At 71.5% G+C, this 13835-nt stretch carries 12 protein-coding genes; 4 read left to right on the top strand and 8 right to left on the bottom strand.

What is annotated here, in order from left to right; all coding sequences use genetic code 11:
* Nucleotides 1–8 precede the first annotated feature (8 nt).
* The 4 genes from ACQF4J_RS01455 to ACQF4J_RS01440 form a co-directional block, all read right to left on the bottom strand.
* Nucleotides 9–950 carry an AAA family ATPase gene (locus ACQF4J_RS01455; protein WP_351578865.1) on the bottom strand — a complete coding sequence of 314 codons (942 nt, stop codon included), beginning with the start codon at nucleotides 948–950 and terminating at the stop codon, nucleotides 9–11.
* On the bottom strand, nucleotides 947–1315 hold the full coding sequence (locus tag ACQF4J_RS01450) for a CU044_2847 family protein (protein WP_351578862.1): 369 nt from the start codon (nucleotides 1313–1315) through the stop codon (nucleotides 947–949). Before ACQF4J_RS01450 ends, ACQF4J_RS01455 begins: the two co-directional genes overlap by 4 nt.
* 76 nt (nucleotides 1316–1391) lie before the next feature.
* Nucleotides 1392–2528 carry an FxsB family cyclophane-forming radical SAM/SPASM peptide maturase gene (locus ACQF4J_RS01445; RefSeq protein WP_351578859.1) on the bottom strand — a complete coding sequence of 379 codons (1137 nt, stop codon included), beginning with the start codon at nucleotides 2526–2528 and terminating at the stop codon, nucleotides 1392–1394.
* Between the two features lie 62 nt (nucleotides 2529–2590).
* The gene (locus ACQF4J_RS01440) at nucleotides 2591–2839 is read right to left on the bottom strand and encodes a YxD-tail cyclophane-containing RiPP peptide (RefSeq protein WP_351578856.1); all 249 of its coding nucleotides are present in this window, start codon (nucleotides 2837–2839) and stop codon (nucleotides 2591–2593) included.
* 375 nt (nucleotides 2840–3214) lie between these two features.
* Here ACQF4J_RS01440 and ACQF4J_RS01435 point away from each other — a divergent pair, with 375 nt between their 5' ends.
* On the top strand, nucleotides 3215–3727 hold the full coding sequence (locus ACQF4J_RS01435; protein ID WP_351578853.1) for a hypothetical protein: 513 nt from the start codon (nucleotides 3215–3217) through the stop codon (nucleotides 3725–3727).
* 5 nt (nucleotides 3728–3732) lie between these two features.
* Here ACQF4J_RS01435 and ACQF4J_RS01430 read toward each other — a convergent pair whose 3' ends face one another.
* The 3 genes from ACQF4J_RS01430 to ACQF4J_RS01420 are packed head-to-tail and all read right to left on the bottom strand — an operon-like array spanning nucleotide 3733 to nucleotide 8518.
* Nucleotides 3733–5121 carry an MFS transporter gene (locus ACQF4J_RS01430; protein ID WP_427164256.1) on the bottom strand — a complete coding sequence of 463 codons (1389 nt, stop codon included), beginning with the start codon at nucleotides 5119–5121 and terminating at the stop codon, nucleotides 3733–3735.
* On the bottom strand, nucleotides 5118–7148 hold the full coding sequence (locus tag ACQF4J_RS01425) for a PEP/pyruvate-binding domain-containing protein (RefSeq protein WP_427164255.1): 2031 nt from the start codon (nucleotides 7146–7148) through the stop codon (nucleotides 5118–5120). The genes ACQF4J_RS01430 and ACQF4J_RS01425 overlap by 4 nt, the downstream gene beginning before the upstream one ends.
* Nucleotides 7145–8518 (bottom strand): ATP-grasp domain-containing protein, encoded by a 1374-nt coding sequence (locus ACQF4J_RS01420; protein ID WP_427164254.1) that lies wholly within the window; start codon nucleotides 8516–8518, stop codon nucleotides 7145–7147. The genes ACQF4J_RS01425 and ACQF4J_RS01420 overlap by 4 nt, the downstream gene beginning before the upstream one ends.
* Nucleotides 8519–8875: 357 nt before the next feature.
* On the opposite strand from ACQF4J_RS01420, the gene ACQF4J_RS01415 reads away from it, so the two are divergent.
* Both ACQF4J_RS01415 and ACQF4J_RS01410 read left to right on the top strand, forming a co-directional pair.
* Nucleotides 8876–10225: a PAS domain-containing protein gene (locus ACQF4J_RS01415; protein ID WP_427164253.1), complete on the top strand. Its 1350-nt coding sequence runs from the start codon at nucleotides 8876–8878 to the stop codon at nucleotides 10223–10225.
* A 535-nt stretch (nucleotides 10226–10760) separates the two neighbouring features.
* Nucleotides 10761–12398, top strand: coding sequence for a M4 family metallopeptidase (locus tag ACQF4J_RS01410; RefSeq protein ID WP_427164252.1), 1638 nt, complete (start codon nucleotides 10761–10763; stop codon nucleotides 12396–12398).
* Nucleotides 12399–12502: 104 nt separating this feature from the next.
* Here the strand turns inward: ACQF4J_RS01410 and ACQF4J_RS01405 are convergent, their stop codons facing one another.
* A complete protein-coding gene (locus tag ACQF4J_RS01405; RefSeq protein ID WP_351578838.1) occupies nucleotides 12503–13090 on the bottom strand; it encodes an NADPH-dependent FMN reductase in 588 nt (195 codons plus the stop codon).
* An 88-nt stretch (nucleotides 13091–13178) separates the two neighbouring features.
* Here ACQF4J_RS01405 and ACQF4J_RS01400 point away from each other — a divergent pair, with 88 nt between their 5' ends.
* Nucleotides 13179–13667, top strand: coding sequence for a MarR family winged helix-turn-helix transcriptional regulator (locus tag ACQF4J_RS01400; RefSeq protein ID WP_351578835.1), 489 nt, complete (start codon nucleotides 13179–13181; stop codon nucleotides 13665–13667).
* The last annotated feature ends 168 nt before the right edge of the window (nucleotides 13668–13835 follow it).

The following is a 13835-nucleotide window of genomic DNA, read 5'->3' as shown; positions in this document are numbered from 1 at the left end:
GGAGGAAGTCAACCCAGCAGCCTGTCGAGCAGGTCCGACTCCTCCGGCGTCCACTCGACGGGGCCTCCGTGCGCGGCCTCGGGCCGCCGGTGCCGCAGGGACAACGGGACGACCTCGCGTACATGGCGTGCCGTCACCTCCGGCACGCCCTCGAAGGCCGCCAGCGCCCGCGCGGCCCACGCGGTGGCCACCTCGCCGCGATGCCCCACGGCCCGCAGATGGGTGGCCACGTCGGCGCACACCTTGGCGATGTCCTCGCTCAGCCGTACGTCCTGCACCGACGCCCGCGCCGCGTCCAGCCGGTCGCGCAGCTCCCGGTCCGCGGCCTGTCCTTCGGCCAGCCAGGGCGACGCGGTCCCCGCCTCGTCGTCGAACCGCAGGACGGCCAGCACCATCGCCCGCCGCGCCTCCTGGTCGAGCTCGGATACGGCGACCATCAGCCCGAATCGGTCGAGCAGTTGAGGTCTGAGTCCGCCTTCCTCGGGATTCATCGTGCCGACCAGCCCGAAGCTGACACCGCGCACGGTGTCGATGGCCTCGCGCTGCACCGACAGCACTCCGGTGGAGACGACGTCGAGGATGATGTTGACGATGTGGTCGTCCAGCAGATTGACCTCGTCTATGTACAGCATCCCCTTCTTGCCGGCCTCCTCCAGAAGCCCGGTCTGCGAACGAGCCTCGCCCTGCATCAGCGCGTCCAACTCCCAGCCGCCCAACACCCGGTCGTCCGTGGCGTTGATCGGCAGGGTCACGGGCAGCTCCCCGCGCGTGAGGAGCGCGAAGGCCCGTACCACGGTCGACTTGGCGGTGCCTCGCTGCCCGCTGATGAGCACCCCACCGATCCGCGGTGCGATGTAGTTCAGTTCGAGGGCGCGTTTGAGTTCAGCCTGACCCACCACATAGCTGTACGGCAGGATGTGTATCTCCGGGCCGTCGGTCCCAGCCGTCACGACGCGCTGCCCGGGGTCCAGCGGAAGGTGACTTGGAGCTGTGCCTCCGCCCCCGACTTCACCAGCACGGCGCCGAGTTGCGCGTCGAGCTTGATCGAGAGCTGGAGCTCCACCTCGTCGGGCTTGAGCCCCTCACCGAGGTCGGCGAACCGGTCTGCCGCCTGCCGGGCGCACCGCCGCGCCAGGTCCAGGCCGTCCGCGTAGACGCTCCCGGCCGCGTCCAGTACGCGCTGAGCCCGATCGCCCCTGGTTTCGATACCGTGATACACGTCGTCCGGGCTGCCGGTGGCGCCCGGAACCGTGTCCATCTCGACGTAGATCGGCCCGTCCAGGCCGTCCGTCGCCACCCCGTTTTCCATCGCCATGAGGCACTTCCCCCGTCCGACAAGCTGGATCCCGGTGTTTTCTTCCCATTCTGGCCCGTGGTCAACAGCTTTGCTCTCAATGGGCGTTGATTGCCGGCTTGAAGTCGGCGAGGTCGGCCGCCCGGCGCACCCGGTCCGCGATGTGCCGAATGAGCAGCTCCAGGTCGGCGCAGTACACCGAAGGATTCAGAAACCCCTCGCCTGCCCGGTACCGGTGGGCGTAGTTGCCTCCGCCGCACACCTCGGCCAGGGGGCAGGCCCGGCATCGCGGCGCCAGAGCTGCCTCGCCCAACTGCCGTGCGACGACCCCGGGGTGGTCCAGGGCGTCGTCGAAGGAATGCCGGAAGACATCACAGCCGGTGGCGGGCGCACCGGCGTACGCGGTCTTCAGGGAGTCGACCTGCTCGATGGCCCCGTCGGTGTCCACCACAACTGCGACCACCGGCGAGTTTCCCACGGCCTCGGCCCGGCCGGGCAGTCCGAGGAGCAGGGCGATGATTTCTCCGAACAGCCGGATCGGCACGGCCCGGCTGGGCGCGTCGAACCAGAGGTCGAACACCTGGCCAAGCCAGGTGCCGTACGGGTGCGGGCCCTCGGCGGGCGGCGGGTGAGCCCAGTTGGCGTGCGGCAGCAGCAGATCCAAGGAGGGGGGTTCCAGAGCGGTCAGCGACCGGTAGATCTCGGCGGGGTCGGAGTGCGGGTCGACCACCGCGAGGATCCCGGCGTATGCCTCCGGGTGACGGCGCAGTACCTCGAGCCCAGCCGAGGTCGCGGCCCAGGAAGACCGCCCCGTGTGATCGACGCGCCTACGATTCAGCGACGGGGTGCCGCCGTCCAGGCTCACTCCGATCCGTATCCCGGCCGCGGCCAGGCGGCATACCGCGTCCTCCGTCAGCAGCGTACCGTTGGATTGCACGCTGGCGTCCACCACACAGCCCGGGCCGACCGCCTCGCGTACGGCGGTGACATAACCGACCAGTGTGTCGACTCCGGCCAACAGGGGCTCACCGCCGTGCAGGTTGATCTGCAGCGAGTCCAGACCGTGGGCGGCGGCGTGCTCGGCGATTCGGGCTGCGGTGCGCATCATGACGCCCGGCGGGACGCGCCTGGGGCGGTCTCGCCAACTGCTGTCGGCACCCTCGTAGACGTAGCAGTACTGGCACGCGAGATTGCAGCGGCCGTGGACCTTCAGCACGAATTGCCGGAACGGCACCGCCCGTACACCGGATCGCCGCAAGGCTGCGACGTCCAAGGTCTCAAGAGGCCACCGTGCGGTCACAGCTGATACGGACTGTCTTCGTAGAAGGCCATGGCGGAGGTGTCACACTGCATCCGGGGCAGCAGGCTCGTGGCAACGGCCGCGAGCACGGGATGTGATGCCGTACGGGAGAGCGCCGGCAAATCGAGATCAGTGAAGTCGGGCAGCGCGCCACCTGGGTCCCGGTCTCCGCCCAGGGGTGGTTTGTCCCCTTCAGTACCGCGCACGTTCACCTCTCCAGGACGGCCGATCCGGCCCCTTGACATAGGGCCCGGGCCAGCCTACTGCCGCGGCGGTCCGGAAATGTGCGCGGCGGTTCCTCGACACGAACCAACTTCGCGTCAGGTCGGAAGTGGCTCGCAGTGTCATCGAGCAGGGCCGAGACCTCCGGGTGGCGCGCAATCTCGGCCAGGTCCTTCCTGAGCCGAGGGTCGTCGACGTGTCGGAGTCCGAGCCGTAGGTGATGTCCAGCGGGCCGAGGGCGCCGGCGGGCACCGTCTCACACACCTTGGCCATGCCCCTGTGGCAACTTGGTCAGTCCGTTCCCCGGATCGCCGTGATCGGCGCGGCGGCCGGTCCGCGGGTGCGAACGGCCCGGACGGGGAAGGGACTTGGTCGGGACCAGCGCAGGGGGAGGCACGGTGGCGAGCGAGATCACGGACAGATTCCAGTACAGCATCACGCACACGTACGTCACGCGGCGCGTCGGGGACAGCACCCAGACGAAGACACTGGTCGGCGCGGAGGGGAGGAGCCTGGACCGTCTCGCCGACCGGACCAACGAGCGGAGCGAGCACTGTGAACAGTGCGGCGCCAGGGTGCGGGTCGTCCTCAGGTCGGTGGCCGAGGTGCGGCGCCGTCGGCGTGCGCATCGGTTGCTGTGGCCGGTCTGGGCGGTGCTGGCCGTACTGAGCGGCTGGGGCCTGGTGCATGTGGTGCGCACGGGGGACGGGCTGGGGTACGACGACCTGTTCGGCCTGTTCTTCACGGGGGCCGGCAGTGTCCTGCTCGGCTACAGCACCCTGCGCAGCCTGGTCCTCACGCAGGGCTTCGACACCCCGGTGGTGACCAGGACGGACGACCGCGAGCCCTACGGCGTCCAGCACGGCTGGTCCCCGCCACGGCCGGCGGACGTCCACGATCGCACTCCGTGACGCATTTACCGGACCGGGCGGGGACCCAGGGGCGGCTGGGCGGCGCCCTCGTCCGCCGGGAGGGATGCCGGTTGCTCCGACGGCCGGGGGACGGGGGAGGCGGGGGTGGGTGTACGGGCGGTGGAGTGTTCCGTCCGAGGCTCGCCCGCCCGACGGGTTCGGTGCAGGGCCAGGTGCAGGGCCGGGATCAGGACGCAGGTGACCATGGCGCTGTGCCACAGCAGGTCGTCGAGCCGGCCGGCCGTGAGGTAGGCGCCCGCGGCGACCGCCGCCAGTGCGCACACCCCGCGGTCCACGATGCTTTCCACGGACAGCAGCGTGGCGCGTGGTGCGTCGGCCGGGACGGCGTCGTTCACGAGCTTGCGCTGCACCGGATACACGAACCCGGTGATCGCGGCGAACGCGCACAGCAGTGCGACGACGAGCCACGGTCCGCCGAGGGTGGTGGCCGCGAGGGTCACGGCCAGCGCCACGCTCAGCAGGGACACCCACTGGGCGGCGGACAGCCGGCGGCTCAGCCACCGCGGGCGCGCCGATGCCACCGCCTCGGCCACCGTCATGGCCGCGAGCACGCCGCCGTGCGCGCCCTCCCCGATGCCGTGGTCCAGGAGGACCGGCTGGAAGAGGTTGACCTGGCAGATACGGGCGAGCGTGAACACCGCGACGCCCTGCACCATGAGCAGCGGCAGCCACGGTGAGGCGCGCAGGGCCCGAAGGGCGGCCCCCGTGTCGTGCAGGAGGGTGCCGCGCCGTCGTCCGCCCGCGCGGGGCCCGGCATCCGGGCGGGGGGCGAGGCGGGGCAGCGCCAGCGCACATATCAGCGACCCGGCGGCGCAGGCCGCGCTGAGGACGTACGGGGTCGGCCGGGCCAGCGTCATCAGCGGGCCGACCAGCGGCCAGCACAGGACCTTGGCGGCCAGTCCGAGGGAGCGCGCGCTGCCCTCGGCGTCCAGGTAGTGCGCGTCGGCCCCTTCGGCGCGCAGCGCGTCGTAGAGGTAGGCGCTCGCCGCGCCCGACGCGAGGGAGCGCCCGGCGGCGATGGCGAGGAAGTGCACGAGGAAGCCGGTGTAGGAGGGGGCGAGGACGGGCGCCAGGTTGGCGGCCGTCATGACGACCGCGCCGGTGCGCAGGCAGTTGCGGGCGCCGATGCGGTCGGCGATCACACCGGTCGGGATCTCGAAGAGGCAGAACGCGGTGTAGTAGATGCTCTGGATGCCGAAGATCTGGCCGTCGGACAGTCCGGCGTCACGCTGGTAGGCGTAGAAGACGGGCATCCACCACAGCAGGTTGAACAGCAGCTGGAAGCCGTTGTTGAGGCGGATGACGCGGCGGGCGGTGGGGGAGGGGGCCGGGCCGGCGCGGCGGTCGGCGCGGGCGGGCATCAGGCGGCTCACCGGGCGTAGGGGCGGATCTGGACCAGCCGGAAGTCCCCTTCGCCGGTCATGAGCCACTCGATGTCGAGGGCGTCGGCGGGGTCGTCCGTGCCGAAGTGGGACTGCAGCAGGCGTCCGGTGAGGGCCAGTCGGGCGAGCGCCGCGCGGGTGGGGGCGGGCAGGTCCTCGCCGGCGGTGCCCACCTCGAGTGTGCGCCCGCCGCCCTCGACGGTGTTGTACAAGTACTGCTGGGGCAGCACCGAGCCGTCCACCACGTGTTCGGGGGAGCCCGGGGTGCAGTTGACGTACACGTTGCGGAAGTCCTCCCGGCGGGTGGGGTTGCAGGTGACCAGGACGCCGCCGATGCTCGCGGGCAGGTACTCCTGGACGATCACGCCCATGTAGGTGTCGTCCAGGCAGATGCCGACCTGGTGCCGCAGGCGCACGCTGCGCGGTGACAGCAGGGACGCCCACACCTGACGCACCGCGTCCATGAGTTGTTCCGTTCCCCGCACGGTGGTCACGGAGTCGTAGATGCCGGCCGCGGAGAAGCCGGGCAGGTCCTCGGCGTTGGAGGAGGAGCGCACCACCATGCGGCGCCCGTCCGCGAGCAGCCGCGGCACCGCGGAGGTGATCGCGCGGGCCACGTCCGGCGGAACGGGCGTGGCCCGCACGAGCTGCTGCAGATTCAGGCACAGGGGATCCACGAGGTCGAACGCCTCGAGTTCCAGAGCCATCTTCAGCTTGCCGATGCCCTGTTGGAGGGCGGGCGAGGAGGTGAGGAACAGGTGGTGCAGGCGGAAGGGCAGCGCCACGCCCTCGGGGGCGCGCACGGTGTGCGCCACGTACTGGGCGGCGGCCGCCCGGAGGTGCTCGCGTGAGGCGTCCCGCTCGCCGAGCCGGGCCGCCAGGTGGCCGAGGAGGTCGCGGCGCGGCGGGCGCGGCCGGGCGTGGAAGACCGTCAGGTCGGCGGTACGGCTGTCGAGGACGTGGTGGAGTTCCCCGAGGTTGGCCGCCTTGGTGCCGTAGCTGTCGCGGTCGACGCGCCGCAGCCGGTGCAGGGCCAGCACAGGGGCCTCGTCGAGCAGGGGCGTGTCGATGCGGATGCGCTGCTGGTGCCAGGCGGGTTTGGTCAGCCGGGGCGCCGCCGCGAGCGGCTCCAGGGTGACGGCGTCTTCGCTCACCCGGTAGCGCACCCAGGTGCCGTCGAGGCCGCCCCGCCCGTCGAGGGCGTCCGGCGCGTCCAGGGAATCGAGGTCGCGCACGATGGCGTTCGGGATGCCCCAGCCGGAGGCGAGCACGTTGGTGTGGGACAGCGGGGTGGTGGGCGCGGTGTTGATGAAGCCGGCCACCCTGGGCACGTCGTCGGGCAGGCGGGGCATGGCGACGATGTCCGCCCAGCCGAGGTCGGCGGCGGCCGCCTCGTACGCGGCCATGGTGCGGAAGTGCCGCAGACGGCCCTCGGCCTGCCCGGGGTTGAGGCAGGTGCGGGTGCGGTCGCCGAACAGCTTGTGGCTGAGGACGCGGGGGACGACCGCCTCGGGGATCGAGGCGAGTTCCCCCTCCTGCCCGTGGTTGGCGGGCTTCAGCAGCAGCGGGAGGCGTCCGTCCACGCGCCCGCGCACATAGAGGTGGAACTCCTCCAGCAGGGCGCCGTGCATGGTGTCGGCCTCGGTGGTCTCCAGGACCAGGAAGGGACACTCGGTGCCGTCCGCCGCCCGGTCGGTGTGCAGGGACAGCACGCCCAGCAGGAAGCGGCGGTCCGGGTCGCTGTACACGGACGCGTTGAACGCGTCGAGGTCGGCGTCCAGTTCGTCCATCGTCATGCCGAGGATGCGGGTGGCGATGTAGTTGACGTGGAAGGGGTGGACGCGGGTGTCGAGGAGGTGCCAGGTGCTGGTGTGCCGGTCGACCACGACCTTCAGGTAGGGGTGTCCGGCGAGCACCCCGGACAGGGTGCGGAACAGTGGCAGCGTCAGGTTGGCGCCGACGACGGTGCGGTCCCCGCCCGCCTCGGCCGGGTCGGTGCGGTCCAGGGTGGAGGTCATGCCCGCGCTCCTTCCGTGGCGTGCCGGGGCAGGAGGTTCGGCAGGGCGTCCACGAGGGCGGTGAAGTCGCGGACGACGGCCTGCGGCCGGTCTGCGGACAGCAGGCACAGCGCGGCCATGGTGTTGGCGCCCGCGGCCGGGTCGTAGACGGGGACGGGGGTGCCGTCCGGCAGCGAGCTCTCCTCGACGACTCGTAGCCTGCTGTGCGGTCCCACCGGGGCGGACCGGACCACCGTGGCGGAGTCCCACAGGTGCCGGCTCGGCCACGGTGCGCCCGCCCCGTCCACGGCGAGGACGACCAGGGAACCGGCCGCGCCTCGGGCGTCCGCGGGTGTCAGCGCCGTGGCCGGCCAGTCGGGCGCGCCGCCGAGCAGTTGGTCGGTGAACATGCCGACCAGGTCGATACCGAAGACCTCCTCGATCTGCGGCACGGTCATCGCGCCGCCGAAGCGCGCCGCCGTCTCGATCACCCACATGCGGCCGCCGGCTCCCAGCTTGATCTCGGTGTGGGTGCCGCAGTCCTCCAGGCCGAGCGCGTCCACGGCTCGCCTGGCCAGCGCCACGATCGCGGCCTGCGCCTCGCCCGTGACGGCGGCCGGGGTGATGCCGGCCCGTTCGGTGAACGGCGCCACGGTCGGCATCCGGCCGCTCACGCAGACCGGCCGGAAGACGCCCTGCGCGACCACGCCCTCGACGCTGACGTAGTCTCCCCAGCCCGTCCCCTCGAACCACTCCGCCGCGCAACCGGTGACGATCTCCTCCACGATGAAGTCCTCGCCGGCGCCGGCGACATGGAGCTCGGAGTATCCCAGGCGCGCCGACTCGATCATCACCGCCCGCGAACGGGCCCACGCGGCCGGGGCGTCGGCCGGTGCCGAGATGATCTGGTGCGCGGTCGAACCGGCGCTCCAGGCCGCCTTCAGCAGGAGCGGGGACCGTAACTCACGTGTGGCGCTTCGCAGTTGCTCCAGCGTGGCGACGGGCTGGAAGTGGGGCTGGGGGATGCCCCGGCGGTCCCAGACCGTGCGCATGAGCCGTTTGTCGCGGGCGAGGGCCGCGGCGGGGCCGGCGCCGCGCAGTCCGAGCAGACGGGCGGCCTCGGCGACCGCGACGACCGCGTACTCCGAGAAGGTGACCACAGCGTCGGCACCGACCTCACGGGCCCGGGAGGTGATGGACGCGACCAGGTCGTCCGCTCCCGCTGCCTCGGCGGCAACCTGGGAGGCGCACCACGCGTGGGTGCGCGCCGCGCTGTCGGTGGGCAGTTCGCTCAGTGCCAGCAGGTGCACCTCGGCCCTCGCGGCCACCCTGGGCAGGGCGTACCCGACCGGGGGACCACCCTTGGCATGCACGTACAGCACCTTCGCCACGGGACTTCAACTCCTTGTCTTGTTGGGCGGCTTGCTCGGGTGTCACTTCGCGCGGACGGACGGCGGGGCAGAACGGCGACGAGTGCGAGGCGGCGGGGTTCCGGCGCGCCGCCTCTGTATCTGCGCCCGCCGTACGGGCCGCCGTCCGTGTGCGCCGTCGGACCGTTCCCCTCCAGCGAAGCATTCGGGTTTCCCGGCTCTCGCCGCTTCGAGCACGGCCGTCTCAGGCACATGCCTGAGTGGACTCGCGGGCCGGGTGCCATGCGGGCCGGAGGCGGCCGCATGGCTCGGCATGTACGGGACACGGATGAGATGTCACACACCGTGACACTCGTACGCGATTCAAGGAGTTGGGCTGTGGACGAGGCCGATTTCAAGACACTGCTCGCCCGCCTGCCGGTGTCCTGGTGGGAGACGGACGCCGATTCGGGGCGGGTCCGCAGCGGGGGCGGCGCCTTCACCGACGAGCACACGGCACACCGTTTCCTGAAAGCCCTTTCGGCGGAGGCGGGGGGTCTGCCGACCGCCCGCTGGGGTGACGGCGCATGGCTCGGCGAGGGTGCCCGGCCCGGTGGCGGCGCACTGCCGGGCGACGGTCCCCGCCGCACCCGGTTCGAAGGCCGTACCTTCGACGTCACCTGGTCGGCCCGGGGTGGCGACGCCCGTCGCCGTGGCAGCCGGGGCGTGGCGGTGGAGGTGGGCGGCGGCACGCCGGCGGGAGCCGGTGCCTACGCGTCGTTCGCCGATCTGAGCCCGGCGGCGATGTTCGTGCGCGACGCCGCCGGGTGCTATGTGTGGGCCAACCACGCCTACGCCCACCTGTACGGCACCACGCGCGACCGCATGGTCGGCCGTCACCTCGGCGAGTTCGACGCCCCGGACGACGCGGCCCGGTTCGTGGCGCTCGACGACGAGGTCCTCACCGGCGGCCACTCCCTGCGCCACACGCTCACCTACCGGCGCCCGGACGGCTCGCCCGGCCACGCGGCGGGATACCGCTTTCCGGTGTCCTGGGGTGCCCTGCGCTGTGTGGCGGGCACCTACGTGGACGTCAGCGAGTACCGCCACGCGCTGGACTGCAGGCGCCGGGCCGAGGAGGATCTGCGCGCCCTGCGGGATCACAGCGGCCTGCCCTGCGTACGGCTGTCCGCGGACGGGGTGGTGGGCGAAGCGAGCGCCGCGGCCGCCGAGTTGCTGCGTCTGCCTCTGTGCGATCTGGTGGGCTCGCCGGCCGACGCCCTCCTGGCCGAGACCCCGGAACGCGCCGCGCTGCACGCCGTCTGGGGCGAACTGACCGGCGGGCGGCGCAGGAACGCGCAGTCCACTGCCGTGCTCGTCGACGGAGACCGGCGCCTGCGCCGCGTGTGGGTCCACCTGAGCGTCGTCAACCACACCCGGGGCCGGGACGCGGGCGTGTGGGCGGTGGTCACGCGGCTCGGCCTGAGCCACGAGCCGCAACCCGCGCTCACGCCGGCCCAGGTGCGGATACTCGCCCTGCTGGCCGCGGGCTACGACAACGCCGGTGTCGCCGCGGCACTGCGCCTGTCACGGCAGACGGTCGACTACCACCTCGCCCGTCTCAGGCGTCTGCTGGGCGCCGCCACCCGTCCGGCGCTGGTGGCTCGTGCCTACGTGCTCGGCATCCTCTCCCCGCACTCCTGGCCGCCGCGCTCCACCACGGCGGCGCATCCGCTCAGTCCCGCATGACCGGCCGTGTTCCCGGTGCGCCTCGGCTCCCGGCCACCGATGTGTGCCCCGGCTGTGAAGGACCTGTGGGGGAGTTGTCGGACCTTGGAAACGGGTGTAGCGCTCCCGGTCACGTCTGCGGTTCTGTCGTGTTTACCTCTCCAACCCCCCACATTCCATGGAGACTTCATGTGCCCCGCCGTCTCAGGCCGTCCACCGTCCCAGTGGCCCACGGGTCACTCGGCGAGCCCGGGGCCGGCCGGAAGACCGTAGCCGCCGGGGTGTGCGGCCCCGTCGACCGCTCGGCCACCCGGCCGCGCACCTCCGGTCGCCCGCGCCCCTTGCCGCACACGTGCCATCCCCTCGCGAACACGCGGGGTCGACCGCCAACGTCCAGGGTGCCGTGAGTTGTTGAAACTTGTCATGCTCAGGACAGTCATGCCGTGAACGGGCATGTCTGCGGGCCAGACAGCGGCGCCGCATCGACCACCCTCACGCCCAACCGGCCGGCACCTGCCGATCGGACCACCCCCCACACCCCTTCAGAGGAGTTTGTGTGACCTCCCGTTCCCAGCGTCACCAGCACACCCTGCTGACCCTCGCCACCGCCGTCGCGGCCGGAGCGCTGCTGAGCACCACCCTCGGCGGCGCGGCCACGGCACAGCCGACCGCGCAGGACCGGCCCGGCGCGACTCCGGTCGCCCTGTCCGCCACTGCCCGCACCGCCCTCCTCCAGCAGGCCCGGACCTCGGCCGCCGGGACGGCGAAGGCGATAGGACTCGGCGCCCAGGAAAAGCTGGTCGTCAAGGACGTCGTCAAGGACGCCGACGGCACTGTGCACACGCGCTACGAGCGCACCTACGCCGGTCTGCCCGTGCTCGGCGGCGACCTGATCGTGCACACGGCGAAGTCCGGCGAGCGCGAGGGCGTGACCAGAGCGGCGCTGGGCTCGCTCAAGCCCGCCTCGCTCACGCCGCGCATCGCCCCCGACCGGGCCGAACGGCAGGCCCTGGCCGTGGCGAAGGCCGCCGGCTCCGAGAAGTCCCGCTCCTCCCGGGCACCGCGCAAGGTCGTCTGGGCCGCGTCCGGCACGCCCGTCCTCGCCTACGAGACCGTGGTCGGCGGCCTCCAGGACGACGGCACCCCGAACGAGCTGCACGTCGTCACCGACGCCGCCACCGGCCGGAAGCTGTTTCAGTACCAGGGCATCGAGACCGGCGTCGGCAACACGAAGTACAGCGGGAAGGTGGACCTGACGAGCACGCAGTCCGGCTCGTCGTACACGCTCACCGACGCCTCACGCGGCGGCCACAAGACGTACGACCTCGCCCACGGCGAATCCGGCACCGGCACCCTGTTCTCGCAGGACAACGACACCTGGGGCGACGGGACCACGGCCTCGGCGGCGACCGCCGCCGCGGACGCGGCCTACGGCGCGCAGGTCACCTGGGACTTCTACAAGAGCACCTTCGGCCGCAACGGCATCAAGAACGACGGTGTCGGCGCCTACTCGCGCGTCCACTACGGCAACGCCTATGTCAACGCTTTCTGGGACGACACCTGCTTCTGCATGACCTACGGCGACGGCGAGGGCAACAACGACCCGCTCACCTCGCTCGACGTCGCCGGCCACGAGATGAGCCACGGCGTCACGTCCAACACCGCGGGCCTCGAGTACTCGGGTGAGTCCGGCGGCCTGAACGAGGCCACCAGCGACATCTTCGGCACCGGTGTGGAGTTCGCCGCGAACAACTCCAGCGACGTCGGCGACTACCTCATCGGCGAGAAGATCGACATCAACGGCAACGGCACGCCGCTGCGCTACATGGACAAGCCCAGCAAGGACGGCGGCTCGGCCGACTACTGGTCTGCCGACGTCGGCAACAAGGACGTCCACTACTCGTCCGGCGTCGCCAACCACTTCTTCTACCTGCTGTCCGAGGGCAGCGGGAAGAAGACGATCAACGGGGTCGACTACGACTCCCCGACTCAGGACGGCTCCACCGTCACCGGGATCGGCCGGGACAAGGCCCTGCAGATCTGGTACAAGGCCCTGACCGCGTACTTCACGTCCACCACCGACTACGCCGGCGCCCGCAAGGGCACCCTGTCGGCCGCCGGCGACCTCTACGGCGCCGACAGCACCGAGGCGAAGGCGGTCGCCGCGGCCTGGAGCGCCGTCAACGTCAAGTGACAGCGCACGCCTGACGGGCGGCACCCGGGATTCCTCCGGGTGCCGCCCTTGCTCAAGACGCAATTTCGCCGTGTCCTGTCACGTGATCGGTCACGAACTGGTCCTCATGCCGCCGTGGGCGTCTGCGTCTTGGCCTGGCGCACCCCACGCAGGGCGCCGGACCAGGCGATCACCTGGTCGAGCATGTCGCCCACGGCGGTGCCGAGGCCCTCCTGGGGGACGAAGGCGCCGGTGTGGAACGAGGGGTGTGTCGAGATGGTGGGCTGGGCGCGGACCGTGGCCACTTGGAGTTCGGCGAGGACGAGCCGCAGCGCCTCGGCGGCCCGGGCCCCGGCGACCCAGCCGCCGTAGCTGATGATCCCGGCGGCCTTGTCGTTCCACTCCCGGTAGACGTAGTCCAGGGCGTTCTTCAGGGCTCCGGGGAAGGAGTGGTTGTACTCGGGGACGAGGAAGACGTAGCCATCGAAGCTGTCGATGAGCGCGCTCCAGGCGCGGGTGTGGTCGTGCTGGTACTGCTGGAAGTTCGGGTTGCCGGGTTCGTCGAGGTTGCCGAGGTCGTGGTCGGCGAGGTCGATGAGTTCGTAGTCGGCTCCACCGTGGGCACGGGCGGCCTCCAGTGCCCAGGCGGCGATCTGGTCGCCGCGACGTCCGGGGCGGGTGCTTCCGAGGATGACTGCGATGCGAAGTGGCATGGTCTTCCTTCCGGGAGAGTTGTCACGTCAACTCTAGATTGGGGGGAGTTGAAGTGACAACTCTGCTGGTCGCGGTATCCTCGGCGACATGACGGAGACTCGATCGCTGGAACCCGAGGAGTGGGAGTTCTGGGACACCTGGATGCGCGCGCAGCGCCTGCTCACAAGGGAGCTGGAGCGTGGTCTACAGCATGACTGCGACATCTCGAAGGCCGAGTTCAGCGTGCTGGTGACGCTGTGGCAGGCCGCCGGCCGCGAGATGCGTGTCGGCGAGCTCTCCGAGTCGCTCGACTGGGACAAGAGCCGCGTCTCACATCAGCTGACGCGCATGGAGAAACGCGGCTTCGTCAGGCGCACCCAGTACGGGGCCGATGGTCGCCGCGCGGGGATCGGGCTGACCGCCGAGGGGCGCCGCGCCGCCCGGAGTGCCGTCCGCGTGCACGGCGGCAACATCCGCCGCCACTTCCTCGACTCACTGACCCCCGAGCAGGCATCGGTCATCCGCGCATGGAGCGAGCAAGCGGTCGATCGCCTGGAGCCGCACCGCAACGAGACCGCCGGCGACGGCGCGTCCTAGACCGCGTCCCACACCGCCCTCGTAGACGCCGCCGACACGCCCTGGGCATTGTCAGAACAGGCCCGAGGCGGGTCCGACGGTGGCCATGCCGATCACCGCCGAGTTCCCCAGACGGCCCCTCATGACCGGTGCCGTGGCGGCCAGTTCACGGTGGCCTGCGCACGCCAT

It is taken from the genome of Streptomyces sp. C1-1, assembly GCF_050214755.1.
Lineage (GTDB): Bacteria > Actinomycetota > Actinomycetes > Streptomycetales > Streptomycetaceae > Streptomyces.
Note: the sequence above shows the minus strand (reverse complement) of the source record. Positions and strands in the feature narration are given on the sequence as shown.

What these genes read in the sequence shown, in the direction of transcription:
- ACQF4J_RS01450 (WP_351578862.1), bottom strand. Translation starts at nt 1,315, where the DNA reads ATGGCGATGGAAAACGGGGTGGCGACGGACGGCCTGGACGGGCCGATC.
- ACQF4J_RS01440 (WP_351578856.1), bottom strand. Translation starts at nt 2,839, where the DNA reads ATGTCAAGGGGCCGGATCGGCCGTCCTGGAGAGGTGAACGTGCGCGGT.
- ACQF4J_RS01425 (WP_427164255.1), bottom strand. Translation starts at nt 7,148, where the DNA reads ATGACCTCCACCCTGGACCGCACCGACCCGGCCGAGGCGGGCGGGGAC.
- ACQF4J_RS01405 (WP_351578838.1), bottom strand. Translation starts at nt 13,090, where the DNA reads ATGCCACTTCGCATCGCAGTCATCCTCGGAAGCACCCGCCCCGGACGT.
- ACQF4J_RS01400 (WP_351578835.1), top strand. Translation starts at nt 13,179, where the DNA reads ATGACGGAGACTCGATCGCTGGAACCCGAGGAGTGGGAGTTCTGGGAC.